Origin of the sequence: Halomicroarcula saliterrae (assembly GCF_031624395.1) — an archaeon.
Taxonomy (GTDB): Archaea; Halobacteriota; Halobacteria; order Halobacteriales; family Haloarculaceae; genus Haloarcula; species Haloarcula saliterrae.
This window is the reverse complement of sequence record NZ_JAMQON010000006.1, coordinates 90,757-116,995: the sequence shown is the minus strand read 5'-3', so window position 1 is coordinate 116,995 and position 26,239 is coordinate 90,757. Positions and strand designations below refer to the sequence as shown.

Genomic DNA, 26,239 nt, shown 5'->3' with positions numbered 1-26,239 from the left:
CAGGTTCGGGTGAAACTAACATGTCACAGCCCGCTGGAGTCGCGACTCCACCGAGAGTTACTCGACCCCGGTAACATCGGTGTCAGCGCCCACTCAAGTGCGAGGAGCGCGTAGCCGGTGTATGACAGTGTCCACACCAGGGATTCACCACGTGACGTGTATCGCCGGCGACCCGCAGCGAAACATCGACTTCTGGGTCGAGACGCTCGGCCTGCGTCTCGTGAAACGGTCGGTCAACCAGGACGACCCCGGCACCTACCACTTCTTCTTCGCCGACGCCGAGGGGACCCCGGGCACCAGCATGACGTTCTTCCCGTGGGAGGACGTCCGGCAGGGAAAGGTCGGCTCCGGGCAGGTCTCCAGAACGGCGTTTCGCGTCCCCGAGGGGAGCCTCGACTACTGGGAGGAGCGCTTCGACGAGCACGGCGTCGATTACGACGACCGCGTCGAGCGGTTCGGCGAGACGGTGCTCCCGTTCACGGACCCCGACGGTCTGCCGGTGGAACTGGTCGAAGTCGAGATTCCCGACGACGAGCCGACGGTGCCCTGGACCGAGTTCGTCCCCGAGGACGCGGCCATCCGGGGCTTTCACTCCGTGACGCTGTGGCTCGCCGATCCGGACCCGACCGAGGAGCTGCTCCGGGAGATGGGACTGGAGGAAGTGGGCACCGAAGAAGCGCAGGGTGACGCCCCCGGCGACGAGCGGACCCGCTTTGCCGCGGGCGGCCCCGTCGGGAGATACGTCGACGTGTTGCCGACCATCGTGGGCGGCCGACAGGGCCACGGCACCGTCCACCACGTGGCCTTCCAGACGCCGACCGACGAGGAGCAGTCGGCGATGCGAGACGTCGTCCAGTCGGCCGGGCTCCGCCCGACCCAGCAGATAAACCGCCACTGGTTCCGCTCGGTGTACGTCCGGGAGTTCGGCGGCGTCCTCTTCGAGCTGGCCACCAGCGGTCCGGGCTACACCAGCGACGAACCGCTCGGCGAACTCGGCGAGCGGCTCGTCCTCCCCGGGAAGTTCGAGGCCGACCGCGAGCGAATCGAGAGCCAGTTACCCGACATCACGGTGCCCCGAGCCGAGCCCGTCGACGCGGACGACTGACCCGACCGGTACCGTTCGGAAGACGGCGATACCGCCGACCACCGGCACCGGCCACAACGGCGGCCACATAGTAATATTGGCCCTACCGGCGGCCGACACGACGAATCACTCGTTGGGGCAGTGGCGCTGCCCCAGAACGAGACAGAGGACGTGCAGCCCGAGCAGGGCGGTGAAGGCAAACGGCTCCGACGTGGCCAGCCCGTCGAGCAAGACCCCGACGATGACGGCCGGGAGCAGGATGGCCCCCCAGAAGGCCGTGGCCCGGAGGAAACCGAGACAGCACCTGACGGCGGCGACGACCTGTGACAGGCCGTAGACACAGGCGCGCAGTGAGAGCGACGCCAGGCGCCCGGGTTCCGTGCCCATACAGGGAGACGGGGGACCACGGGCCAAGAGTACGTGGCCAGTAACTGCCGGCAGAAGCCGGTTATCGGACGGTCGCTTCGCCGACCGTCTCGGCGAACGCGACGGTCTCTTTCACGTCGGTTATCTCGACCTCGACGCGGTCGCCCGGCTTGGTGCCCGGGACGATGACGATAAAGCCCCGCTCTACCTTGGCGATGCCGTCGCCCTGGTCGCCGAGCGTGTCGATGGAGACCGTCCGCACCTCGCCTTCCTCGACCGGTGGCCCCTGCGAGTGGGGCGAGGCGGTCTCCGGCGGTGACACCGTCGAGCGGTCGGGCTCCGTGACGGTCGTCTCCGTCGAGCGCTCGTCGGCCTCGGAGGCGAGGAGTGCGACCCGATAGGACTGGTCCGTATCGATGGAGCCGTTCTCGACGAGTTCCGACGGTATCGAGACGACGTACCGGTCGCCCTCGTCGTCGACCGAGGTCTCGAATAGCAAGCGGACGGAATCAGATATCTGTGTCATTGGCCCACCTACGAACCCCATGGCTAAATCCTACCGGAATTCAGCTGCATAATTCGCGGCCCCATCGCGTGCCGGGGAGCGCGGATGGGGGCGACCTCGTTCGGCGCTGACGGACGTATCAACCGGGGGACGCTAACCCCGGCTATTTTTCCAGATAGCCGTTGTCTCGAATGTATGGACGGCTCAGTACCACTACAGTTCTGGTACGTGAGCTCACTCGTGGTGTCGGCGCTCATCGTGGCTGCGACCGGCGCACTCGTCTACACGCGGACGGAGACGCACCACCGGACGGAGTTCGTCGCCTACGTCGCGGTGCAGTGGTGCTGGGTGGTGGCCGCCATCGCGAAGTTGCTCGTCCGCGTTCCGGCGGCGAAGTACGCGCTGAGCCTGCTCACTGACCTGTTCGCGGTGGTCGCCATCGTCACCGTCGGCTACTTCGCGACGGTGTATACGAACCGGTCGACGTCGCCGCGGCGACCGCAGAACGCCCTCGCTGTGGGCTGGGCGGCCGTCGCCGTCGTCGGTATCCTCACCCAGCCGGTGTTCGGGCTCCAGTACGCGTCGGTGGCCTATCGACAGGAGCCCGTCGCGTACCTCGCGATAGAGCCGGGCCCGCTGTACCTGCTGAACTCGGTGGTGGCCGCCGCCATCTTGCTGGTCAGTTTCGTCTATCTGGCGCGGCTCTTCCTGAGCTCGAATCACCGACCGACGAGTTCGATACTGCTGCTGGTGGCAGCGGCGGTCGCCTCCCTCCTGCCCAACGCCGTGACCGCGCTGGAGACGATTCCGCTCCTCCCCGGATACGACTACACCGTCTTCGGTATCGTCCCGTTGACCGTCATCCTCGCCTACACCGTCTTCTTCCGGGGGGAACTCGACATCGCGCCGATGGCCCGAACCGAAATCGTCGACCACATCGACGACGTGTTGCTGGGACTCGACGACGCGGGCCGGCTCATCGACTACAACGCCGCCGCGGAGCCGCTCTTGCCGCCCGACGTGGAGACGCCCGTCGGGACGGAGCTGTCGAGGTTGCTGCCGGGGCTGGCCGCGGAGATACTGCTCCCAGCGGCGGGGGATGCGGACGTCTCGGCGACGTACTCGACAGTCGTCGACGGCGCGCGGACCCACTACGCGGTGTCCGTCTCGCCGATTACCGAGCGCGGCACGGTCGCCGGCTACACGGTCGTGGCACGGGACGTCACCGCGGTCGAGGAGTCAAAGCGGGAGCTGGCGCGACAGAACGACCAGCTGGAGTCGTTCGCCTCGACCGTCGCCCACGACCTCAGGAACCCGCTTCAGGTCGCCGACGGCGCGACGGAACTGCTGGACCGGCAGCTCCGGGCCGCTGACGACCCCGCGGCGGCGGAGGCGGCCGACCACCTCGACAGCGTCGCCGACGCCATCGACCGGATGGACGCGAGGCTGGACGAACTGCGGACGCTCGCGGAACACGCCCAGTCCGTGACGACGACCGAGTCCGTGGCGTTCGGGCCGGCAGTCCGGGCGGTCTGGGCGGCGGCCGACACCGGGGAGATGGCGCTCGCGGTCACGGCTGACGGGCACATCGAGGCCGACCGCGCCCGGCTGGACAGCGTGCTCGACCAGCTCGTCCGACACAGCGGCGAGCGCGGCGCCGACCGAGTCGAGGTCGCGCTCACCGGGACGGGGTTCACCTACGAGGACGACGGCCGACGGATTGCCGAGTGCGACCGGGAGGCGGTCTTCGACTCCGACACGACGACCGCGGCCGCCAGCGTCGGGCTCGGGCTGGAAATCGTCCGGACGCAGGTCGAATCCCAGGGCTGGCAGGTCGGCGTCGAGCGGACGGAGACGGGGACGGCGTTCGTCGTCACCGGTGGAACGACGACGGCCGAGACGGAGGTGGGCCCGTGAGCGAGGGCGGCCTCGTCGGCCAGACCGGTGGCGCGGTCACTGCGGTACACCCCATCGAGGCGGTGTACCTGTCGCTCCTGGTCGTGAGCATCGTCGGCTTCGCGCTGATGAACGTCTGGGTCGAGCGGGGCCGGTCCACGGCCCGTATCCGGGCAGTCGTCCCGCTACACATCGTGGCGATGCTCTGGGCCGGGGTCGCCGCGCTCGAACTCCTCGCCGCGGACCAGCAGCTCAGCCGCTGGCTGGTGTATCTGCGAACCGTGTTCTCCTATCTCACGGTGGTCGCGTTCGTCTACTTCGGGACGGTGTACAGCGGCCGGTCGACGTCGCTGCGGCGACCGTTCAACGCCCTCTTCGTCGGCGGGATGGCGACCGGCCTGCTCGGACTGGTGACCCAGCCGTGGCTCGGCCTGCATTTCGACCCGCTGGTGTTCACTACCGACCCCTTCCCGTACTACCGCACCGGCTTCGGCCCGCTCTGGCTGTTCGGCTTTTTCTGGTCGTACGTCGGCATCGGGGCGGCGCTGTACTACCTCGCGGAGCTGGTCGTCACCTCCCAGCACCGGTCGAGTCGCCCCCTCGTCGTCTACAGCGCGGGGATACTGCTGGGACTCGTCCCCAGCGCGTTCACGGTGACCGGGCGGGTGCCGACGCTCCCGGGTTACGACCACACCGTCTTGGGGCTGAGTATCGTCGGCGTGGCCACCTTCGTCGGCGCCTGGCTGGGGATGGTGAGAATCACGCCCATCTCCCGGGACCGACTGCTGGGAACGACCGGCGACGGACTCCTCGTCCGCGACGACACCGGGCAGGTCGTCGACCTGAACCCGGAGGCGAGGCGGTTCCTCGTCGGCGACGGGAACCCCATCGGATCGCCGCTCGCGGTGGTCGCGCCGGTGCTTGCCGACGCCATCGCGGCGGACGGCGACGGCTTCGAGAGCGCTGCCCGGACGGGCCGAACCGTCGAGTTCACGCACGACGACCGCCGGTACTCGGCGGTCGTCTCGCCCGTCACCGACGGCGACACCGTCGCGGGGTCGGCCCTGCTGATACGCGACGTGACCGAACGTTACGAGAACCGACGGGAGCTACGGCGCCAGAACCGCCAGCTCGACGAGTTCGCGAGGAGCATCTCACACCACCTCCGCAATCCGCTACAGGTCGCCGCCGGCCAGACCGAACTCGTACGACAGCGCCTGGCCGACTCCGGAGCCGACCCCGTCGACCGCGACCGGCTCGACGACCTGGACGGCGCGCTCGACCGGATGGAGACCATCATCACGGACCTCCGAACGCTCGCCGAGCAGGGCAAGTCCGTCGAGTCCACCGAAGTCGTCGGGTTCGGTGACGCGGTCCGGACGGCCTGGTCACACGTCGACACCGGCGAAGCGACCCTCGCGGTGGACGTCGACGGGACCATCCGCGCCGACGAGAGTCGGCTGCTCAGCATCCTCGAGAATCTGGTCCGGAACAGCGTGGAACACGGTTCCACGAGCAATCGGACGCAGTCCGACGACAGCGTCGCGCACGGCTCGACGAGCGCCGGCTCGCAAACTCGCCAGGACAGCGTGGAACACGGCGGCGTCGCGATAACTGTCCGCCTCACCGACGACGGGTTCGTCTTCGAGGACGACGGTCCCGGTATCGACGCCGACCACGACCGGCTGTTCGAGTACGGCTACACTACCAGCAGCGAGGGGACCGGACTCGGCCTGAGCATCGTGGAGACGATGGCCCAGTCTCACGGCTGGGCGGTTCGGGTCGACCCGGCCCACGACGGCGCGCGGTTCGTCGTCAGCGGCGCCGTGACAGCGGTCGGGAACACGGAAAGCGGGAGGTAGCGACAGGACTGGGCCGACAAGGAGCGTAGAACATTGCCGTCGGAGTGCGTGTGCCGACCGATGAGTCTCGTCACCGTCCTCCCGCTGGCGGTCGTGATGGTCGCCGGCCCGCAGCTGCTGAGCGCCATCTTCCTGGCCACGAGCGAACAGTGGCGGCGAAACTCGGCCGCCTTCGTGGGCGGAGCGGCCTGTTCTATCTCTATCGTCGTCACTGCCGCCTACTTCCTGGCGACCGGGACGCGGTCGGCGGGGGCCTCGAACACGACGCTCTCCTGGCTTATCGCGGCGGTTCTCGTCGCGGCCGCGTTCAACGTGTATCGGACCCGGGAGACGGCCGAGCCCCCGGCGTGGATGGGGAAGCTGACCGGGGCGAGCCCGCGATTCGCCTTCCGCTTGGGGGCCCTGTTGCTGGGGCTGTTCCCGACCGATATCCTCACTTCGGTGGCCGTGGGCGCGACGCTGTCGAGCGAGGGCGCGCCGCTGCGTGACGCGGCGGGGTTCGTGCTGGCGACGGTGCTGTTGCTCGCGCTCCCGTCGCTGTCGGTGCTGGCTCTCGGCGAGCGCGCCGAGTGGCTGCTCCCGAAAGTTCGCGACTGGATGACCGACAACTCGTGGCTCGTCACCGAGTTCGTCATCGGAATCTTCGTCGTCCTGACGCTGACGTGACTACTGTGCGGTGTAGCCGCCGTCGACGACGAGGTTGTGGCCGGTGACGTACGAGGCGTCGTCGCTCGCGAGGAACAGGGCGGCGTCGGCGACCTCCTCGGGCTGGCCGTCGCGTCGGAGGGCGACCTGCTTCTCGTACGCGCCGGCGACGTCAGAGTCCTCCGTGGTCATCGCGGTCTCGATGACGCCCGGGTTGATGGCGTTGACGCGGATGCCGTCGGGGCCGAGTTCGAGCGCTAGTTCGCGGGTGAGGTTGGAGATACCGCCCTTGGAGGCGCAGTACGTCGACGCGCCCGGGTAGCCGACGAGCCCGGCGACCGAGGAGAGGTTGATAATCGACCCCCCGTCGGGCTGGTCGGCCATCACGTCGGCGGCGAACTTGCTCCCGAAGTACACCCCCTTGAGGTTGATATCCATGAGCCAGTCGTAGTCGTCCTCGTCGGTGTCCGCGATGGGCTGGTCTGCGGTGAACACGCCGGCGTTGTTCACCATGACGTCACAGCTCCCGAAGGCGTCGGTCGCCGTCTCGACCGCCGCGCGGATGTCGTCGACTTCCGAGACGTCGGTCTCGACGAACTCGGCGTCCTCGATGCGTTCGTGTGTCGGCGTCCCGCCCTCGCGGGGCCCTTCGCGGACGTCCGCGACGACGACGCTGGCGCCGGCCGCCGCGAAACGCAGGGCGATTGCACGGCCGATTCCGGACGCGGCGCCGGTGACGACTGCCGTCTCGTCGGCGAGTTTGTCAGCCATTTGACTTCACTGAGGAAGCTAACGGACGCGGCCGGTATAACGCTTCGAGGTAGGGCAGTCCTGACAGTTCAGGTATATACCACGATTGGGTCCCAGTACCGGACCGTACTGTGGAACGAAGTTGGGAAGCGAGTGGTTCACATGGGGTCCGCTCGGGCGTAAATTTCGACTACATATACCCAATATAAAACGCCTTTATCGAAACGGGGGTGGCTCCACCCGTATGGTCGATTTGACTCGACGGAATCTGCTTGCATCGTCAGCGGCGGCGGCACTGGGGGCCAGCGTTGTCGGCGTCGCCAGCGGCGACGAGGTCGAAGAGGGCGACACGCCCGGTGCGCCGAGCGTCCAGGGGTCGCTGAAGCGGTTCTCGACGACCGCCTACGGGGCCGAGGTGACGGGTCCGTTCGTCTTCGAGGACGGCGGACTGCTGTACAGCCTCCAGCACCCGAGCGAGGAGAACCCCGAGCCCTTCGGCCGAGCGGCGGTCGGTTACTTCAGCGGGTTCTCCTTCGCGTTCGACGGGAGCAACGACGACTTCACCGAGGTCGGGGTGCCGGACACGGACGCGAAACAGCGCGCGGTGCGCTCGGCGAGCGGTGACTACGAGGTCCTCGTTCAGGGCGGCGAACCCATCGATGGCGGCAGCGAGCGCCTCGGTGTCACGCAGACGCCCGACGGAACGGACATCAGCGGGGAGAACTTCGCGGGGACCCAGTACGGGGGCCCGGCCACGAACCCCGACTGCAACCAGTTCGTCCCGACGGACGACGACGGGACTGAAGGGTACCTGTTCACCAACTGGGAGAACAGCCCCGGGAACGTCTCGCGGGTGTTCATCAGCCAAGACGAGGACGGCGAGTGGAGCGCCGACCCCGACGACGCGCTGAACCTCGCGAACACCGACTCGCTCCGGGAACTCGGTGGGACGCGAATCAACTGCTACGGCGACCTCAGCCCGTGGGGCACGATGGTCTCCTCCGAGGAGAACTACGCCCACCCGCGGGTCTCGCTGACGGCGACTGTCAGCGATATCGTCGAGGCCGACAGCGGCGAGGGGCTGGTCGGGGCCTGCCAGTTCTGGAACCGACCGAACCCGACGGAGATCACCGACGCCCTCGGGACGTACGCCGAGGACGGCGAGCTCGGCGAGTCCTGGTACCCACAGGGCGCGTTCGCCCTCTCCGGCGTCGAGTTCCTCGCCTATTACCTCGGTGCGGAGCGGGCCGACCAGAGCGGCGAGGACAACCTCGCGACCACGCCCATCGACGACGTCTACCCCAACCCGTACCGGTACGGCTACCACGTGGACTTCCGCGAGCCGGCCGCCGACGAACCAGAGGCGGTGAAGTACTGGGTGATGGGGCGGGCCTCCTGGGAGGCGCCCGACTTCCAGGGCGACCGGAAGACGGTGTACGGCTGTTCGGACGGCGACAGCAAGGGCATCTACAAGTTCGTCGCCGACGAGCCCATCCCGAGCTACGACGACACCGACGACATCGCGGGCACGCTGTACGCGCCCAAAATCACCAACGACGCCGCGAACGCCTCGGAGGCCGGCGAGCGCAACTCCCCGGCCCAGACGCCGCTGGAGGTCGAGTGGCTCGAACTCGGCCACGCCACCAACGGCGAGGTCGCCGAGTGGATCGCCGACTACGACGACGTCACGCAGGCCGAGTATCTCGACGCGCACGCCGAGACCGACTGGCGCGAGGACCCGGCTGCCGCGCTCCGCGAGGCCGACCTCGAAGTCGTCCGGAACGGCAATCAGAACTACGTCACCGACGCGGAAATCGTCGAGTGGGCCAGCCAGTACGAGGCCGACGGCCCCGACGGCGTCGACGAGGAGCTGCGCAGGGTTCCGTTCATCGAGACCCGCGCCGCGGCCAAGGAGATAGGCGCCTCTATCGAGTTCAACAAGGCCGAGGGCGTCGACAGCGTCGACGACTCCCAGCCGGGCGACTTCGTCTACTTCGGTATCTCGGAGTTCAACGACGACCTCGCAAACGACGAGGGCGACATCCAGATGGACCGCGTCGACGGCGGCGTGGTCTACCGCGCCGAGCTCGAACGCAACTACAACGTCTCGACGCTGGAGCCGGTCATCACCGGTCCCGACTTCACCGACAGCCCGCGGGACGCCGACGACGCCCTGCGCAACATCGACAACGTCTACACGATGCGGGACGGCCGCGTGCTGTGCTGTGAGGACGGCTTCGGCGGTCCCGCCCGCTCGTACCCCAACGACGGGCTCTACGTCTTCCAGCCGAACGTGCTGGTCGACGTTGACTCGGTCGCGGTCGGGAACGGCGGGACCGGGACGGCGACGCTGACCGCGTCCTCGCTGCCGACTGGCTTCGCCGGGGCCCGAGTCACCGTCTCGGTGACAAACCCCGACGTGGCCGCCATCACCGGCGTCTCCTTCCCGGACGCGCTGGGGCTCACCGAGTCCGACATCAGCTCGGACGGGTCGAGCGTGACCGTCCGGATGGCAGACACGCAGAACGAAGTCGGCGCGGGCGGCCGCGACGTCGAGGTCGCCACGCTGACCCTTCGCGGCCGGGGAACCGGCACGACCGACCTGGCCGTCGAGGTCGAGCAGATGGACGACGACTCGGGTTCGACCATCGACGCCGAGGCCCGCGAGGGCGTGCTGGTCACCGGCCCGCCGCCGGTGGCCGGCTCCGACGCCCCGACCGACCCCGACGGCGACGGCCTGTTCGAGGATATCAACGGGAACGGTCGCCTCGACTACGAGGACATCCAGCTCCTCTTCGACGAATTCGAGGGCGACAGCGTCCGCCTGAACAAGTCGGCCTACGACTTCAACGACAACGGCCAGCTCGACTTCGACGACATCGTCTCCCTCTACGAGGAGGTCAACTGACGACGCCTCGCGTCGCAGCCTTCCGCCAACTCCGATTTATACTCCCTCAACGACTCAATGACACACCAGACGCGTTCCGTATCGACCATCGGACCGGTCCTCGCGGCCGCCCTCGCCACGCTCGCCGTCCTCGCGACGGCGACGGGCGTCGGGGTCGCCGCGGCACAGAGCGACAGCCCGACAGTCCGCGTCACCGACGGCGCGACGACCGCCGACGGGAACGCGACCGTCGGCGTGGTGCTCACGTCGGCGCCCGACGGGCTCGCGGGCTACTATCTCGACGTCGTCCTCGACGCGCCGGGCGACGCGCGACTCGTCGACGCGAGCTACCCCGAGCGGTTCGGGCTGCACAGCGCGCCCGAGTTCGACGACGACGGCGGTCGGGTCACGCTCGAAGCCGCCGACCTGAACGGCGCCGTCGAGCCCGGCGCGACCGACGTTCGGCTCGCGACGGTGACCGTCGCCGGCGGCGACCCCGGCGAGGGGGCCCTCTCCGTCGAGCCGCGGCAGTTCGACGCCGACGACGGGAGCGAGTTCCGGCCCGCCAGCGCGTCCGCCGTCAGTCAGTCGGGTGGGACAGAAACGTCGGCGGAGCGAGCGAACTCGGAGACACAGACCACGGAGACCGAGACCGCCACCGGCGGCTCCGGGCCGCTCGGGCCCGGGCTGGCGGTCGTCGCCGTCGGTCTCCTGACGGTCGCCGGCCTCCGCCGACGGCGGGGTGCCTGAAGACTTCGGCTCAGCAACAATGTCACGCACGCAATCACACGAAACGACGAGCGACGACGCGGAATCGGTGTATCACGAGTACATACTCGACGTGCGAATCGTCGAACTGCCGCGGTCGGACGGGGAGCGCCGCTACCGCTTCGAGGCCCCCCACCACCGCGGCATCGAGTTCGACGACGCCGAGAGCGCGACCCTGTACAGCGACGTCTACTTCGACGTCAACGGGTTCGAGGAGGCCGGGACGGGGACGCGGGGCGTTCCGCCGGAGATAATCCAGGCCGGGCGGGACACGCTGGTCGCGTACTTCATGACTCAGGCCGACATCGACCGGAACTGGGTCGCCTCCTACTACGGGGAGAAACCCGAGAAGGTCAGCCGGTACGTCTCGCGGGTGCGCAAGCGCGCGGCGCAGATCCGCGAGGGCGCCAGAGAGCAGGGACTCCGGTAACCCCTGCCACGCGCTACTCGTCGTCCAGCGCGGCCGCGACGGCTTCCAGCTGTGCCTTCCGGAACGCCCCCTGCGTCTGCTCGGGGTCGTCGTCGTCCAGTTCGCCGATTTCCCGGAGGATGCCCGCCCGCATCTGTGGTTTCGGCGGGAGCCTGTCCGTGTCGATATCGTACCCCACGGCCTCGCAGACGGCGGCGAGCGTTTCCTTGGTGAAGGCCGTCGATTCGGGGCGCTCGAATCGCCCCACGGCCGTTCGGATGTCGTTTCGGAGGTCGTCGACGGTCGGTGACATACACACAGTGGTGCCGCGGCCACTGGTGTCAGTTGTGGTTCCGGTGTGTCGCGGCCGGGCCCGACGGTCGGCTGTCCCGGTGAGCGGGGCGATAAGATAGCCATAACGGACTCCGGCCCCGCGACGAAGCGACGGTGCCACGCGGCCGGGGTCGAACGCCGAGACGGCGGCCGTGAGCGGGGCTGGCGACACCGCCGTGGGCCCGAAACCGCCGAGGAGAGCGGCGACAGCGACCGAGCGGCCCGGAAAGTGCTAAATACTTTAGATGTAGTGCCGGTAAGCCCTCGGCAAGATGCGTGGACAGTCGCCGGCGCGCGAAGCGATAGACGAACTGGTACCTGTCGACCTCCTCGCGGCGCTCGCCGTAACGGCCGCGCTCGACGTCGCCGTCTTCGCCCCGGTGATTCGCGAGACGCCGGTCCGCGTGCCGCTCGGACTCGTCTTCGCCTGTTTCGTCCCGGGATACGTGCTCGTTACGGCCCTGTTCCCCGAGGCGTACAGCGGGGGCCGACAGCTGGACACCGGCCCCGTCGCGTCGGTCCGGAGCGCGGTCGGCGGCGCGGGCATCACCGTCCTGGAACGCTGCCTGCTCGCCGTCGCCTGCAGCGTCGTCCTCGTCCCCGCGGTCGGCTATCTGCTCAACTTCACGCGGTGGGGGGTTCGGCTGGCCCCGATGCTGGTGGTCATCAGCGCCGTGACTGCCGTCCTCGCGCTGGTGGCGTGGGGACGGCGGGTCCGACAGCCGCCTGAGAGACGGTTCCGACCCGCCGAACTGTTCCGAGCGCTGTGCCGTCGGCTGATCGACCGCCGGGAAACGAACGCCGCGGTGACGGCCCTGCTGGTCGGGTCGCTCGCCTTCTTCGCGCTGAGTACCGGGTACGCCGTCATGGGCGGCTCCGCGGACGCGCGCTACTCCGAGCTGTCGCTCCTGTCGGCCGACGGCGAGCAGCTCGTCGACGGGAACCTCTCGGCGCCCGTCGGCGAACCCCGAACGCTCCAGCTCGGGGTAGGCAACCACGAGGGTCGCGAGGTCACCTACACCGTCGTCGTCCTCCGGCAGCAGGTCGCGTCGACGGACCGCGAGCCGGTCGTCCGCGAACAGATGCGGCTGACCTCGTTCGAGGTGACCGTCCCGGCCGGGGCGGATAGAACGGTCGAGACTGTCGTCCCGCTGTCGGCCGGGGAGAGCGACCGAGTAGTCTGGCTGGTGTACACCGACGGCCTCCCGAGACAGGTCTCGACAGGGACGGCCCCCTACCACGTCCACGTCTGGCTCTCCGGGACGGCTCCCAGCGACGACGGCACCGCGGGCGGGACGCAGGTGGTGACGGCCAATCGGGTGGAGCGCCAGTGAGCTCCGACACGGGGGCCTCCCGCCGGCGGTTCCTGCGCTGTCTCGCCGGCACGGGCGCACTCGCGACCCTCTCGGGCTGTGGGTCGAAACGCGAGGACATCCGCGTCCACACCGGCACGAGCGAGGGCGAGGAGACCACGGTCGGCACCTTCGAGAGCGTCCAGGCGGCGGTCGACGCGGCCATGCCGGGGGAGACGGTCAGAGTCCCGCGGGGGACCTATCGGGAGAAAGTGACCACGACGCGGAGCGGGCGGGAAGGCGACCCCATCACCGTTACCGGGCCCGAATCGGCCGTCGTCCGCGGGGCCCGTGACGAGTACGGCGTCGTCCGTATCAATCACAGCCACGTACACCTCCGCGGGCTCACCGTCGAAGGGCTGGTCGACCCCGACGCGCCCGAACAGCTCAGTTCCTACGTCGAGGGACAGCTGATACAGACGCGACCGCCGACATCGACCGACGAGTACCTCCGGGACATCGTCGTCGCGCCGGACCGCATCGGCTACAGCCGGGCGAGCCTCATCGGGCTGGAACGGACCGTCGGGGCGGTCGTCGGTCCGACCCGGGTGACCGGGCTGGCTGGGGCGGAGTACGTCGTCGGTGACGCGCGCAGCCGCAACGGCGAGTTGCTGTACATCGGCACCGCCGACACGAATCTGGGGTCGAGCTGGCACCCCTGGACCGAGCTCGACCGGACCCGGAACGTCAGAATCCACCACGTCGACAACAGCGGCGGCCACGCCCACGGCGAGGCGGTCGACCTGAAGGAGGGCACCCGGAACGTCACCGTCGAGTACGTGACCGACCGGAACGCCGGCCACGTCGGCATCGACGAGGTCGCTCCCACGATAGGATTCAAGGGCCGCGACAGCACCGTCCGCTGGTGTGACATCGCGGAGACGCCGGTCGCCGCCGAGTTCGCCCCCTCACGGCGGGTGACGGGAAACGACGTGTACGGCTGTCGCATCGGCGATACCGACGTCAGCCCGTTCGTCTTCGAGCCGCCGTCGACGAGCGAGCGGCAGGGCCGGATCTGTGGCAACCGAATCGCCGGGCGCGACGGTCCCCAAGAGTCCGGCTGTCCATCGAGCGTGCCGACGGGTGAGGGCGTCGGACACGACGGCGGCTGAGCGGTGGCTACTGGTTCGGGGGCGTCGACCGCCGTGGCGCGTCGAGCGCGCGGTACAGTCGGACGTGGTTCGCGACCGACTCGTCGTCGACCGACTCCTTCGTCACCTCCCCGTCGACTGCGGCCAGCAGGGCCGACTCGAAGGCCGCCCGGTCCTCCGCGACGACGTCGACTTGCTCTGCCAGCCCGCCCACGTCGTAGCCGACCGACACCGTCCCGAAGTTGTCGGCGAGTTCGGCGACCCCGCTCTGGGCGTCGAAGTAGTCGTACGGCAGCGCCACCACGTCGGCGGCGGTGAAGTGGAACTCGAGGTCGGCTTCGGGGATGTACCCGGGGAACCGGTGGACCCGGTCGGTCAGCCCCCGCGATTCGATGAGGGCCGCGTACTCGTCCCAGTCCTCCCAGCACTCGCCGGCGATTATCAGCTCCAGCGCCCGCTCGTCGCCGATGTCGTCGACCATCCGGATGAGCGAATCGAGCCCCTTGTACTCCCTGACGTTGCCGAAAAACAGGACCACGCCGCCGTCGGTGTCGATGCCGAGTTCCCGACGCGCCGCCGCCTTCGAGATGCCCCGTTCCTCCGGGCCGATAGTCGGGTGGGAGATGACGTGAACGTCGTCCGGGTCGACGGCGCGCTTCCGACAGAACTGCGCCTTGTTCTGCTCGCTGTGGACCACGTACTCGTCCGCGAACAGGTAGACGAGGTTGTTGAGAAAGCGGGTCAGCGGCGTCTTCTCGTGGGGTTCGACGTTGTGGACGGTGAGGAGCACCGTCGTCCCGCGGAGCTTGCTCGCGACGAACATGACCACGTACGGGATTGCCAGCGGGTAGGACCACCACTGGGCGTGGAGGAGGTCGGTGTCCGGATTCAGACCGGCCCGGAGCCAGCTGACCGGGTCGTACCAGGCGAGCGAGCGCTCGATATGCTCGCCCTCCGTGGGCGGTTCACAGGTCGTCCCGGACTCGCCCGGATACAGCGAGGCGGGGTACAGCTCCCGCCAACCGGCGAAGGTGAACGCGTCCAGTTTCTCGTCGATGCCGTGGTACAGCGTTTCACAGTACCCGGGCACCCCCCTGTTCGGGGGCAGTGTCCCTATCATCCGGACGGCCGGTTCGGCGTCTGTGTCCGTCTCGTTGTCTGCCATCGTGTCGGTACCCGCCTTGATGCGATGGCGAGGTTTTGTTCAGCACAGGTTACCGCGACCGTCGAGGCGTGCGCTCGCGACACTGGCGGACCGGTGAGCGACGGTATCCGGACGTTACCGGGCGGGTCTATGGCATCCCGCCGCGTTTGATTTTGAGGTCGTCGAACTGGACGTAGATGTCGCCGGAGGGGGTGTTGCCGCCGCCGTGGTAGAAGTCCCACCAGCTCCACTGGACGTCGTTGCCGCCGGACTCCCTGAACCTGAAGTTCGTCCGGTCGTATTCGAGCTCCCCGTCGACCCAGCACCGCAACACGCCGTCCCTGGTGTCGGGCGTCCCCAGGTCGATGTACTGCTCGATGCGGTACCACCGGCCCTCCTCCAGCAGGGTGATGAACTCGTGGTCACCGTAGGAGCCGCTCGCGTCCATGTGGTAGACGTACCAGTCGAGCGGGATGTCCGAGCCGTCGTGGTCCCACGGGTCGTCCCACCCCATCCGTGTCGACCAGCCGGTCCCGTCGGCCGGCTCGCCGCCGGCCCCCTCGTCGGTGCCGTCGCGCCCGGCGAACCCGGGGAGTTTCCCGTCGTCGTCGAGGTTGTCGTAGAACCCCGGCCGGAACCGCATGAAGAACTGGTGGTAACACTTCGTCGGGGCGTCGCCGGCCCGGTTCGCGTGGTTGTGGACGGTGTAGACGCCGCGGTTCTCGCCGCCCGGGACTCGCATCTGGAGCTGGTTGCCCGACCGGCCGTCGATATCCCGTATCTCCGTGTTGCCGCCGACGCCGTAGTCCCACACCTCGCCGAAGGTGTCGGCCCAGCTGTCGTCGTCGAAGGGCTCGATGACGTCGAACGTCGCGTCCGACTCGGACGGCTCTTCCTCGTCGTCAGTCGCGGCCCGGGTCAGGGCCTGCGGGCCGCCGTCAGTCTGGACGCGGAGCTCGCCGAGGTCGCCCCTGAACCACAGCTCGCCGACGGCCGGGTCGGACGGGTCCGTCTCCAGCGTCGGCAGGCGGAACGAATCGTCGACCGAGAGCGTGCTGAGCGACGCGCGCGTCCACGACTCGCCGTCGCCGACGAAGACGTGCCCCGTATCGAGCGCGAAGAACTTCGCGCCCTCCTTTGGCTGGTACGTATCGAGCTGGCCCTCCTGGTCCCGTATCTCTACGTCGATGTCGAGCTGCTCGAAGTTCTCGTTGAGCGGGACGTTCCAGTTAAGCGTCCCCTGTTCCGGTGTGTCGTATCCGTGATTTTCTGTCACGTCTTGCTGGTCGCGAACAGGTATTTATGAACCTTTCGCATATTTTTATATATGGCTGTATTTAAATACTTAAGCGTATCTTTCACGCCACCAGCTCGTACTCGATTGAGCAACAGCTGCCGAGTATCTGGGTACGGGAACGAGCGGTCGGCGGCCCGGCCGCGGGTCACCCCGTGGTGTAGCCGCTCACGTCCGTGGAATCGTACACCCGGTTGTAGCTGTCCAGGTCGTCCCAGACCGGAGACTGACGCGAGAGCGAGTCCCGCGTGTTGGAGTACGGCGGGTTCTCGACGGGTTCGGGCGTCGGATAGACGCTCAGCGGTCGCTCGCGGAGTTCGTCACTGCGGACGACGACGACCGAATCCGGCGGGTCGTGTAACCGCCCGGCGACCGGGTCAGCCTGAATGATGTCACAGCGACCGCTGCCCGGGTTGTTCACGTAGCGGCAGGTGATGTAGTCGCTGGTGATGGCGGAGTCCGTGTGGCCGGCGATCGTGGCGTAGCTCGTCGTCTCCTGTTCGCTGAGATAGAAGTTGTAGAAGTCGGCCCGCTCGGTGACCGGGTTGTCCGAGGCGACGAAGTCGTTCGAGACGGCGAAGAAGGCCGTCGAGAAGACCAGCAGGCAGACGAGCGCGGCACCGACCCGGCGCCGCCCGACGGTACTGACCATGGAGACGACCCCGACGGCGAAGGCGATAGCCACGAACGGGTAGGTGTACTGCCCGGCCCGAAACGCCATGTCGGACGTGACACTCGACACCACACTGACCAGCAGGGCCGGGCCCGGGACCGAGACGGCCGTGACGAGCAGCGCGGTCAGCAACAGCGCCTTACCGCGACTGGACAGCCGCTGCAGTCTGGTGCTCTGGACGACGCCGAACAGGACGAAGAAGACGATGAGGCCGTACGGGACGTAGTTCACCAGTTCGTGGACGGGCAACTCGATGAACGGCGTGGCGACGGCGCCCCCGCCGTCGCCGCTGGTGGGCGGGCCGGCGGCGAGGCCCACGACACGGGCGACGAGGTCCGGCGCGGCGACCGCCCAGTACGAGAGTTGCACCACCGGGATAGCGAGGACCGCCCAGAGAGGGACCACGGGGAAGGCCGGCCCGTCGGCTCGCCGCCCGGACAGCGTGAGGAACCGTTCGACCGCGAAGTAACAGCCGACAGTGACGAAGATGTAGGGGAGACTGATGGTGTGGTAGACGGCCACACCGACAAGCAGCCCCGCGTAGAGCAGCGAGGCCCGCCGGTCCTCGACGAGCAGCAGTAGCAGGCAAAACGGGACCAGCAGCGACGTGACGCTGCGGGGGATCGAGTACATCCCGTACAGGATGACGAACGGGTTGAGCGCCGTCCCGAGCGCGGCGACCAGCGCGGTGCGCCGGGGGAACTGGAACCGGCGGGCCAGCGCGTACACCACCGGCGGGGCGGTGGCGAAGAGGAGCCCGGTGAGGACGAAAGAGAGCGTGAGCGGCCCGAAAGCTCTGTCGTACAGCATCGTCTGGAACCCCACGAAGACGTGCCAGAGCGGGAACGGCTGGTACGCACCGAAGACCGAGGTGACGCGGTGGCTACTGAGCAGCCCCTCGATGAGGCGGTGGTGGGGGAACACGTCGGTCCGCCCGAAGAAGTAGTGGTATTTCAGGCTGACTGACCAGACGACGCCGAGCAATAGCCCGCTCGTCTCGAAGAGGATCAGAGCGACTCGCGACGGCGTGAGCCCGGCCCAGAGACACTGTGACAGCACGATTGTGGCGAGAACGCCGACCAGAAGATAGAACGACATGGGCCGGACCTGCCCCGCCGACGCGAGCAGTATCGCGACCCCGAAGAGCGTGAAATAGAGGCTGATGGACAGCTCTACCGCCCGGTCCGAGAGCTGTTCGGCCGTCGGCGTTGCGAGGTCGACAGCGCCGCTCGTCGCGAAGTACGCCGCGGAGACGACGAGTATCGGGACCGTCGCGTACAGCGAGACGATAGTGAGCGACGGCAGGCCGAGCAGGGCCGGCAGCGCCGTCCCACAGACCGCGACGACCGGCGCCAGATACGGGAGTGCGCGCGATATCTCGCCGTAGGCCGGGAGCGACCTGGCCGAGGGTAGCAGTGTCATCGGTGGGCCAGTGACGAGGGGTGAGACCGGAGCGTGTTTCCGGACGGTTCGGACCGAGTGGCGGGACGGCCCCGGGACCGAGAGACCGCCCGGCTGCGGCCCCGCCCCCGGACGCGGGGGCGTCGGTCTCTCCGGGGACGCGGGCTCGTAACCTGCTGATACGCACGTGCCATGGTAGACTGCTATGGATGGAATACAACCTTGGTTACCCGGAAGATACCGGACGATAACGTCCCCCGGATACCGGACGATGACGGCATCCGGAGCGATTCGCCCGCGAGTCAGTCGCCCCGTTGTCCCGACAGCCCGCCACTGGGGAGCGCGTCGCCGTCGAGGAGGCCGCCGGTTTTCGCGAGGAGTGCCCAGACACCGGCCCCGCAGACGGCGACGGCACCGATGGTGACGGGACCGTCGACGTACCGCAACAGGGACAGGACGACGGCCGACATCACCGCGGTAATACAGCCGACCTGTCCGCCCCGGTACAGCAGCCGCCGGGGCCGGAGGCCGATCTCCGTGTGGACCACGTAGAGACACAGCGCGGCGTAGATGGCCTGCATCGCGACGGTGGCGACGGCCGCGCCGACCGCGCCGACCCGCCATATCAGAAGGGCGCTGAGAGCGACGTTCCCGACGGAGGTCACCCCCTTGAACGCGGCGCGGGCGTTCGCCCGGCCGAGGTAGTCGAGGATGTCCTCGGTCAGTTCGGTGACCGACATCAACACGATGCCCGCACAGAACACCTGCAGGATGGGGACGACGCCGCGGTACTGCGTGCCAAACACCGAGAGCACTACCGGCTCGGCGAGGATGGCGAGCCCGGCGACGGCCGGAACGTAGACCAGCAGGACGGAGACGAGCACGGTCTCGTAGGTCCGGCGCGCGTGGTCCCGGCTCCGGGCGACGGTCTCCTCGTCGAACTGGGGGCCCAGCGAGAACCCGACCGACCCAGCCAAGCCGCTACAGAACGTGACTATCTGCTTGCTGACGGCGTAGTAGCCGACGACGGCCGGGGTCAGCAGGTAGCCGACAAGGATGACATCGACCTCGCGGTCGAGCACCCAGGCGCCCCGCGTGACCGTCAGTGGGACGCTGTAGCGGAGAACGCGTCGCTTCAGGCCGTCTTCGAGCTGGGCGGTGGCGGCCGGGCCGGGCAGATGGCGAGCGAGGAGCCAGAGACCGAGGAAGGCGGCGACCGTGAACCCGACGACGTAGCCGACGAGGGCGCCGTACACGCCGTAGCCGAGGGTGACGAGGAGCGCCACCGCGAGCAGTTTGGCCACCCCCTCGCTCGCGTACACGAGCGCGCTGTGGAGTATCTCCCGGAACCCCTGGAGCACGACGCGGGTGTAGTTGTACAGCGTCGCGAAGACGACGTAGGTCGTCCCAAGGACCAGGAGCGGTTCGATGGCCGGCGCCCCGAGCGTCGCCGCGATGGCGCCGGCCCCCAGCGCGACGGCCGTCGCGACAGCCGCGATGGTGCCGAGATTGTAGGTGAGCGAGCTCAGGACGACGTGGCGGACCTGCCCGTCGCCCGACTCCAGCGAGGTCGAGACGTTCTTGGCGGCGGCCTTCGCGAGCCCGACGCTGCTGAACAGTCGACTGACGGTGAGCACCGAGAGCGCGAGAAACAGCGTCCCGTACTCGGCGGGCGCCAGCTGCCGGGAGAGGAAGATGATGACCAGCCCGGACGTGAGATAGTAGGTGAGCCGCGCCCCGGTCTCCGAGACCACGTCCCGGGAGAGCCCGCCGAGGGCTACCATGGCGGTCCTCCGGCGTCGAGCCGGCCCGTCGCGGGCGCGCTGTCGACCGTTCGGGAGGTGTCTGTTCGTCGCATGCCTGAGTCAGTTCCGAGGGGAGACGACCGACGCGGAGCCTTCCGTTTCGGAGAGCGTCGCTGCCACGTCGCTCAGCTTCCGGAAGCGGTAGTTCCGGTCCTCCAAGAGGTCGACGAACTGCTCGAACAGCTCGAACGAGTCGGCCATGTTCCGGGAGAAGAGAAGCCGCTTGAACGGGGAGAGCATGTCGTGGGCGTCGGTCCGGTAGTAGTCGTGGAGATGGGAGTTGTATATCAGGGGGTTCGGGAGCGACGAGCGTTCGAGCAGTCGGAGATACGGGCGCCCCAGAAGCTTGAGGAAACTCTGGATAATCGGGACCCGCAGCCGCGGGTGCACGGAGATGGGGAGCTCCAGCAGGTCCGGACTGACGGCCGGATAGAACGGCTCCGTGGGCTTGTCGAGGTGGTCGTACACGCCGGGGCGGTAGGACGGACAGATGCTGCTGTCGAACGCGAAGCCGGCGGCCGAGAGCGCTTCGAGGTCGGAGGCGGTGGCGATATAGCGCGGCGCCCGGTAACCGACTGGCGTCCGACCGAGCACCGACTCGAAGGCCTCGACGCCGCGGCGAATCTCCGCCTCGATGTCCGCCTCGCCGGACATGTCGTGGGAGTACGAGTGGAGGTGAAACTCCACGTCCAGTGCCCCGTCGAGGCGCCGAATAAGCTCCGGGTACGTCTCGACGGTCCGGCCGACGACGAACATGCTGACCGGCAGGTCACGGCGCTGGAACCGCTCGATGTAGTCGTCCAAGTGGTGGAAGACCTGCCGTCTGACGGCCGGGGACCCCACGTCGAAGCTCGGCTCCAGGTCCAACGTGAGACAGGCCGTCGGCTCGGCCGGCGACTCCGGATAGCGGTCGACCTTCATCGGCCCACCTCGCTGACGGAGCGGCGGGGCACTCGCCGTCGACGACTCCCTGCCGACCGAGCGCCGCGGCCACCGTGCGGGGCGGAGCTCACGGCTCTTCCTCCCATCGGACGACGGTCGGGCCGCTGACGCGGTCGACGAGCGCGCCCGCCGTGACCCCGACCACACTGGCCAGCCCCATCCCGGCACCGCCGCCGCGCCGGAGGGCCCTGACAGCACAGCCCACGAAACAGACGACAGCGAGCAGATAGCAGGCCGCCGTCGCGGTGGCCCCGGCGTCCCGTTTCCGACCGAGTCGGCGGACGAGTGCCCCGACCAGCAGGGCGGACACCTTCCTGATGTAGGGCAGGTACTCGATGTCGCTCTCTTCGTCGCCGTACTCCGTCTCCATCGGGACGTCGGCGATGTCGACCCCGACGGCGTTGAAGCGGGCCGTCAGCTGGTTCATGTAGCCGTAGTACTCCCAGATGCTCGCCGCGTCGGCGGCGAGCAGGGCCTCGCGGGTCGCCGCGGTGAACCCGTTCTGGGGGTCGAGCAACCCCCAGTACCCCGTCGACATGCGGGTGAGGCCAGTCAGCAAGACGTTGCCCAGGAGGCGGAAGGGCGGCATCTCGCGGGTTATCTCGCCGTCGCTGAACCGGTTCCCCTTGGCGTAGCCGGCCGCTCCGGAGACGAGCGGTTCGAGCAGCCCGGGGAGCGTCGTGCTGTCCATCTGCCCGTCGCCGTCTATCGTCGCGACGATGTCCATGCCGTCCGCGAGGGCGGCCGCGTAGCCGGTCTTGATGGCGCCGCCGGCGCCCCGGTTGGTCGCGTGGCGGAGACACGTGACGCGCCCGATGGTCACTGAGTCGCCGACGCGGTCGTCCTCGACCCCCAGCTCGTGGCCCCCGTCGTGCGACACCGGCGGCGTCTCGTCGTCGCCCGGCGAGGGGCGTGTCGCCGCCCGTTCGGTGGGCTGTGTCCCGTCGCGTACCGTCCCGGCCGTCGAGCGCTCGCGGGCCGCGTCGGTCATCGCCGCCATCGTCTCGTCCGTCGAGGCGTCGTCTATCGCGTAGACGTGGTCGACGAACGCGGGTATCTCGGCGATGACGTCGCCCACGAACGCCGCCTCGTTGTACGCGGGAACGACGACACCGACCGTGTGTCCCTTGTACATCTCAGGGCCTCCGGTATCTGAAGCCGGCCGCTGTCACTCTGTCGCTGTCGAAGGCGTTGTCGACGTCCACGAGGACCGGGTCCTCGGTCATCTCCCCCGCGGCCCGGTGGAGGTCCAGCGAGCGAATTCGCTCGTGTGGGGTGAGCACGAGGACGCCGTCGAAGCCGCTGAAGTCGACCTCCGACTGTATCTCGAAGTCGAACTCCTCGCGCGCCTGCTCCCGGGTGAGGTGTGGGTCGTATCCGACGACCTCCACGCCGTTGGCTTCGAGCGTCTCACAGGTGCCGTACGCCGGTGAGTTGCGCGTGTCCACGAGGCCGGACTTGTAGGCGAGGCCGAGGACGAGGAGCCGGGGACTGTACTCGCGGCCACCGTCGCCCCGAACGGTGGGCGATTCGGGTGTCTCGTCGGTTTTCTGGGCGGTTTCCAGTGCTTCGACCGTGACCGCGGCGACGTGTCTCCGCATCTTCTCGTTGACGATGCGGGCGTTCGTGAGCACCGAGGGCTCGAAGCCCGCCGCCTCGAACCGGTCGCGGAGATAGTGGGGGTCGACCGGGATGCAGTGGCCCCCGACGATACCGGGCGTGTACTCGTGGAAGTTCCACTTCGTGCCCGCGGCCTCCAGCACCTCGTGGGGGTCGAGGTCGATGTCGAGCTGGCGGGCACCCATCGTGAACTCGTTGACGACGGCGATGTTGACGTCGCGCTGGACGTTTGCGAGGCATTTGGCGGCCTCGGCGGTCTCTATGGACTCGGCGAGGTAGACGCCCACCTCGGAGATGTCCTCGTACAGCGCGGCCATGCGGGCGCGGGTCTGTTCGTCCTCGGCGCTGACTATCTTCATCGCGTCGGAGACGCGGCTCCGGTCCTCTCCGGGCGCGATTCGCTCCGGGGAGTACCCCACGCTGAACGAGACAGGCCGCTCCCCGACGCCCCGCTCCAGAGCCGGACGCAGGTCCTCACGGACCGCGCCCGGGTACAGCGTCGACTCGTAGACGACGATCGCACCGTCGGAGAGGTTCGCTCCGACGGTCTCGCTCGCCGTTTCGAGGACCGAGATGTCCGGGGCCAGACTGTCGTCGAGCGGCGAGGGCAGCGCCACGAAGACGAACTCGCAGTCGGCGATGTGGTCGGCCGAACTCGTAAACGTCAGGTCGTCGTGGGGGAGCGCGTCCGCGTCTAGCTCGCCGGTCGGATCGTGGGACTGTTGCAACGCGGCTATCTTCTGTGTATCGATATCGTAGCCTACCGTGGGATAGCCCGACTGTGCGAGCATGTGGGCGAGATTGAGTCCGACGTAACCCAAGCCAACGACACAGCAAGCCGGGCTTTCAGTTCGTTCCATCGGCGGCCTCCGTTGCGCGAGTGGTGGTATCGCTGTGCGCTAGCGGTCGTAGAGACTTCCTCATGTCGTACGATGATGATTCACTGATGTACATTGTTAGACAGATGATAGTTACCACCACCAAACGTGTTAGAATTGCTGAATGTTTGGGTAGTCTAGCCCCAATGGCGGATGGCTGTGACTATCCGACGAGCCGCGTCCAGCTCGTCAGATTCGCTAGCAATATCACGGAATTTGACAGGTGGCGGTCGGGCCGGTCGGTCTCGAATACTGAGCTTTCAGGAGCGCCCGTGACAGAAAGGTGGGCTTTGTGCGCTGCTCGCCGCCCGACACAGGGACCCCCACCACGACGGGGCCGTCGGAGGGACGGCGCTCTCGCTGAGCGGAGAGACAGCCACAGTCAGTGGTGGAGACGGCGCCTGAGCCGTCCCAGCCGGTCGTCGACGGCGAACGTACCAGTGACTTACCGCAAGGACCAAGACACTCCTAATCGCAGAGAAACATATATGCATCATCCTGGACCGCCGCGGTTCGTGGCCGCCGGTGACGAGGTCGAACTCGCACCGCGGGACCCGGACCCAGCGGCGACTTACACGTGGCAGCTCGTACAGACGCCCGAGGGCTCGGAGGCGGCCCTCGGGGACGACCCCGTCGAACAACTGGTTCCGGACGTGCCCGGCACCTACGTCGCAGCGCTCTCGGCCCCGGACGGCGACCACCGGCTCACGGTGCGCGCGTTCCCAAGCGCGCTCTCGCCGTCCGGCGTCTACGGCGAGTCGGGCGTCTCCGGCCGCCACAGCGGACGAGTGAGCGGCGGCGTCAGTGGCGGCGTCAGCGGCGGTCGGAGCGGCTCCGGCAGTTACGGCGAACTGAGCACGCGGGAGAAAGGCGAGGGCGGTCGGCCGCGGCTCACGCTGACGCCCGTCGTCGAAGGCGACGAGGCCGTCGTCCGCGCCGACGCCAGACCCCACCCGAACGCGACCGAGACGGCCGACGACCTGGAGGTCGAGTTCCTGCTCGACGACCGGGACGCGTTCGACCCGAGCACGGTCACCGTCTCCGACCGCGAACTGCGGATTCCCCTCGACGCGCTGCCGGACCGCGCCCGCATCCACGCGGTCGCTATCGGTGAGGACGGCTACAGCGTCGCCGACGCCGCCGAGTTCGAGCGCGCCGAGGAGGAGGTCGTGACCGACGGCGGACAGGCCGTCCGCGCGAACCAGACGGTCACCACCAGCCAGCCGTACCACCCGCCCGAATGGGCCGAAGAGTCGGTCATCTACGAGATCTACATCCGGACCTTCGGCGGCGAGGAGGGCGCGGCCTTCGACGCCATCGTCGACCGGCTCGACTACATCGAGTCGCTGGGCGTCGACACCATCTGGCTCACGCCGGTACTGCAAAACGACCACGCGCCCCACGGCTACAACATCGTCGACTTCCTCTCTATCGCCGACGACCTGGGGAGCCGCGAGGACTACGAGCGGTTCATCGACGCCGCCCACGAGCGCGGTATCAAGGTCCTCTTCGACCTCGTCTGTAACCACTCGGCGCGGACCCACCCGCACTTCCAGGCCGCCGTCAACGACACGGACAGCGAGTACCGCGACTGGTACGAATGGCGGGGCGAAACCGAACCCGAGACGTACTTCGAGTGGGAGCACATCGCGAACTTCAATTTCGACCATCTCCCGGTGCGACGGCACCTGCTCGACGCCGTCGAGAAGTGGCAGCCCCTCGTCGACGGGTTCCGCTGTGACATGGCGTGGGCGGTCCCCAACAATTTCTGGCGGGAGATACACGACTACTGCAACGACCAGGCGGACGATTTCCTCCTGCTGGACGAGACCATCCCCTACATCGCTGACTTCCAGGCCGGCCTCTTCGACATGCACTTCGACTCGACGACGTACTTCTCGCTCCGGCAGGTCGGCGGCGGCGAGGACGCGGAGCTCGTCCTGGACGCCATCGACGAGCGCGGCGAGGCCGGCTTCCCGGACCACGCCTCGTTCATGGTGTACGCCGAGAACCACGACGAGACCCGATACATCGTCGACTACGGCAAGGAGGCCGCGAAAGCCGCGGCCGCCGCGACCTTCACCCTGCCCGGCGCGCCGATGGTGTACGCGGGACAGGAGTTCGGTCAGCGGGGCCGACGCGACGACCTCGCGTGGGACCACGCCGACGACGACCTGCGCGAGTACTTCAGCTCGCTGGCCGACGTGCGAACGGACACCCCCGCGCTGTCGACGGACGGCGCGCTGGAGCGGGTCGACTACGAGGTCGAGTCCGGCCACGACGACCGCGTCGTCGCCTACGCGCGAGCGACGGAGAACGAGGCGGTCGTCGTCGTGCTGAACTTCGGCGAGGCGCCCGCGACGGTCACGGTGCCGGCGGCGGCCGCCGACCACGACCTCGTCTCGGGCGAGGGCGTCGGCACCGGCGACGGCGCCGTCACTGTCGACAGCGTCGCGGTGTTGCCGGCCGACAGCCTACTGCAGTGAGGGCAGCAGGGCGAGGCCGGTAACCCGCCGATATCGAGGGGGCGGCCC

General features: G+C 68.3%; 21 protein-coding genes. 10 read left to right on the top strand and 11 right to left on the bottom strand.

The window, feature by feature from the left end; genetic code table 11:
• Positions 1-121 precede the first annotated feature (121 nt).
• Positions 122-1,105, top strand: a complete 984-nt coding sequence (locus NDI56_RS18485) for a ring-cleaving dioxygenase (RefSeq protein WP_310921196.1) — start codon at positions 122-124, stop codon at positions 1,103-1,105.
• Between the two features lie 105 nt (positions 1,106-1,210).
• On the opposite strand, the gene NDI56_RS18480 is transcribed toward NDI56_RS18485, so the two are convergent.
• A complete protein-coding gene (locus NDI56_RS18480; protein WP_310921195.1) occupies positions 1,211-1,471 on the bottom strand; it encodes a DUF8028 family protein in 261 nt (86 codons plus the stop codon).
• Between the two features lie 61 nt (positions 1,472-1,532).
• Positions 1,533-1,976 (bottom strand): TRAM domain-containing protein, encoded by a 444-nt coding sequence (locus NDI56_RS18475; RefSeq protein ID WP_310921194.1) that lies wholly within the window; start codon positions 1,974-1,976, stop codon positions 1,533-1,535.
• 174 nt (positions 1,977-2,150) lie between these two features.
• On the opposite strand from NDI56_RS18475, the gene NDI56_RS18470 reads away from it, so the two are divergent.
• From NDI56_RS18470 to NDI56_RS18460, 3 genes are read left to right on the top strand one after another with little or no spacing between them, the layout of a single operon-like run.
• Positions 2,151-3,872, top strand: a complete 1,722-nt coding sequence (locus NDI56_RS18470; protein ID WP_310921193.1) for a histidine kinase N-terminal 7TM domain-containing protein — start codon at positions 2,151-2,153, stop codon at positions 3,870-3,872.
• On the top strand, positions 3,869-5,713 hold the full coding sequence (locus tag NDI56_RS18465; RefSeq protein ID WP_310921192.1) for a sensor histidine kinase: 1,845 nt from the start codon (positions 3,869-3,871) through the stop codon (positions 5,711-5,713). The genes NDI56_RS18470 and NDI56_RS18465 overlap by 4 nt, the downstream gene beginning before the upstream one ends.
• A gap of 60 nt (positions 5,714-5,773) precedes the next feature.
• Entirely contained in the window at positions 5,774-6,379 is a 606-nt protein-coding gene (locus tag NDI56_RS18460) for a GAP family protein (RefSeq protein WP_310921191.1), read from the top strand.
• Here NDI56_RS18460 and NDI56_RS18455 read toward each other — a convergent pair whose 3' ends face one another.
• The gene (locus NDI56_RS18455) at positions 6,380-7,129 is read right to left on the bottom strand and encodes an SDR family NAD(P)-dependent oxidoreductase (protein ID WP_310921190.1); all 750 of its coding nucleotides are present in this window, start codon (positions 7,127-7,129) and stop codon (positions 6,380-6,382) included.
• Positions 7,130-7,352: 223 nt separating this feature from the next.
• Between NDI56_RS18455 and NDI56_RS18450 the strand changes: the two genes are divergently transcribed.
• From NDI56_RS18450 to NDI56_RS18440, 3 genes are read left to right on the top strand one after another with little or no spacing between them, the layout of a single operon-like run.
• Complete coding sequence (locus NDI56_RS18450; protein ID WP_310921189.1) at positions 7,353-10,016, top strand: alkaline phosphatase PhoX; 2,664 nt, start codon at positions 7,353-7,355, stop codon at positions 10,014-10,016.
• 57 nt (positions 10,017-10,073) lie between these two features.
• Complete coding sequence (locus NDI56_RS18445) at positions 10,074-10,745, top strand: cell surface protein (RefSeq protein WP_310921188.1); 672 nt, start codon at positions 10,074-10,076, stop codon at positions 10,743-10,745.
• Between the two features lie 19 nt (positions 10,746-10,764).
• On the top strand, positions 10,765-11,193 hold the full coding sequence (locus tag NDI56_RS18440) for a hypothetical protein (protein WP_310921187.1): 429 nt from the start codon (positions 10,765-10,767) through the stop codon (positions 11,191-11,193).
• A 13-nt stretch (positions 11,194-11,206) separates the two neighbouring features.
• Here NDI56_RS18440 and NDI56_RS18435 read toward each other — a convergent pair whose 3' ends face one another.
• Positions 11,207-11,485 carry a hypothetical protein gene (locus NDI56_RS18435; protein WP_310921186.1) on the bottom strand — a complete coding sequence of 93 codons (279 nt, stop codon included), beginning with the start codon at positions 11,483-11,485 and terminating at the stop codon, positions 11,207-11,209.
• A 292-nt stretch (positions 11,486-11,777) separates the two neighbouring features.
• Between NDI56_RS18435 and NDI56_RS18430 the strand changes: the two genes are divergently transcribed.
• Positions 11,778-12,839 (top strand): DUF1616 domain-containing protein, encoded by a 1,062-nt coding sequence (locus NDI56_RS18430; RefSeq protein WP_310921184.1) that lies wholly within the window; start codon positions 11,778-11,780, stop codon positions 12,837-12,839.
• Complete coding sequence (locus NDI56_RS18425; RefSeq protein WP_310921183.1) at positions 12,836-13,969, top strand: twin-arginine translocation signal domain-containing protein; 1,134 nt, start codon at positions 12,836-12,838, stop codon at positions 13,967-13,969. The genes NDI56_RS18430 and NDI56_RS18425 overlap by 4 nt, the downstream gene beginning before the upstream one ends.
• Positions 13,970-13,976: 7 nt before the next feature.
• Here the strand turns inward: NDI56_RS18425 and NDI56_RS18420 are convergent, their stop codons facing one another.
• The 7 genes from NDI56_RS18420 to NDI56_RS18390 all read right to left on the bottom strand — a co-directional run bounded on the left by NDI56_RS18420 (position 13,977) and on the right by NDI56_RS18390 (position 23,687).
• Entirely contained in the window at positions 13,977-15,113 is a 1,137-nt protein-coding gene (locus NDI56_RS18420) for a glycosyltransferase family 4 protein (RefSeq protein WP_310921182.1), read from the bottom strand.
• Between the two features lie 127 nt (positions 15,114-15,240).
• Complete coding sequence (locus tag NDI56_RS18415) at positions 15,241-16,368, bottom strand: hypothetical protein (RefSeq protein ID WP_310921181.1); 1,128 nt, start codon at positions 16,366-16,368, stop codon at positions 15,241-15,243.
• A 166-nt stretch (positions 16,369-16,534) separates the two neighbouring features.
• Positions 16,535-18,481, bottom strand: coding sequence for a hypothetical protein (locus NDI56_RS18410; protein ID WP_310921180.1), 1,947 nt, complete (start codon positions 18,479-18,481; stop codon positions 16,535-16,537).
• 281 nt (positions 18,482-18,762) lie between these two features.
• Complete coding sequence (locus NDI56_RS18405; protein WP_310921179.1) at positions 18,763-20,244, bottom strand: oligosaccharide flippase family protein; 1,482 nt, start codon at positions 20,242-20,244, stop codon at positions 18,763-18,765.
• Between the two features lie 81 nt (positions 20,245-20,325).
• Positions 20,326-21,186, bottom strand: coding sequence for a polysaccharide deacetylase family protein (locus tag NDI56_RS18400; protein ID WP_310921178.1), 861 nt, complete (start codon positions 21,184-21,186; stop codon positions 20,326-20,328).
• 88 nt (positions 21,187-21,274) lie between these two features.
• Positions 21,275-22,342 carry a glycosyltransferase family 2 protein gene (locus NDI56_RS18395; RefSeq protein WP_310921177.1) on the bottom strand — a complete coding sequence of 356 codons (1,068 nt, stop codon included), beginning with the start codon at positions 22,340-22,342 and terminating at the stop codon, positions 21,275-21,277.
• A gap of 1 nt (position 22,343) precedes the next feature.
• Positions 22,344-23,687, bottom strand: coding sequence for a nucleotide sugar dehydrogenase (locus tag NDI56_RS18390; protein WP_310921175.1), 1,344 nt, complete (start codon positions 23,685-23,687; stop codon positions 22,344-22,346).
• Positions 23,688-24,193: 506 nt separating this feature from the next.
• Between NDI56_RS18390 and malA the strand changes: the two genes are divergently transcribed.
• Positions 24,194-26,191, top strand: a complete 1,998-nt coding sequence (malA, locus tag NDI56_RS18385; protein ID WP_310921173.1) for an alpha-amylase MalA — start codon at positions 24,194-24,196, stop codon at positions 26,189-26,191.
• Positions 26,192-26,239 lie beyond the last annotated feature (48 nt).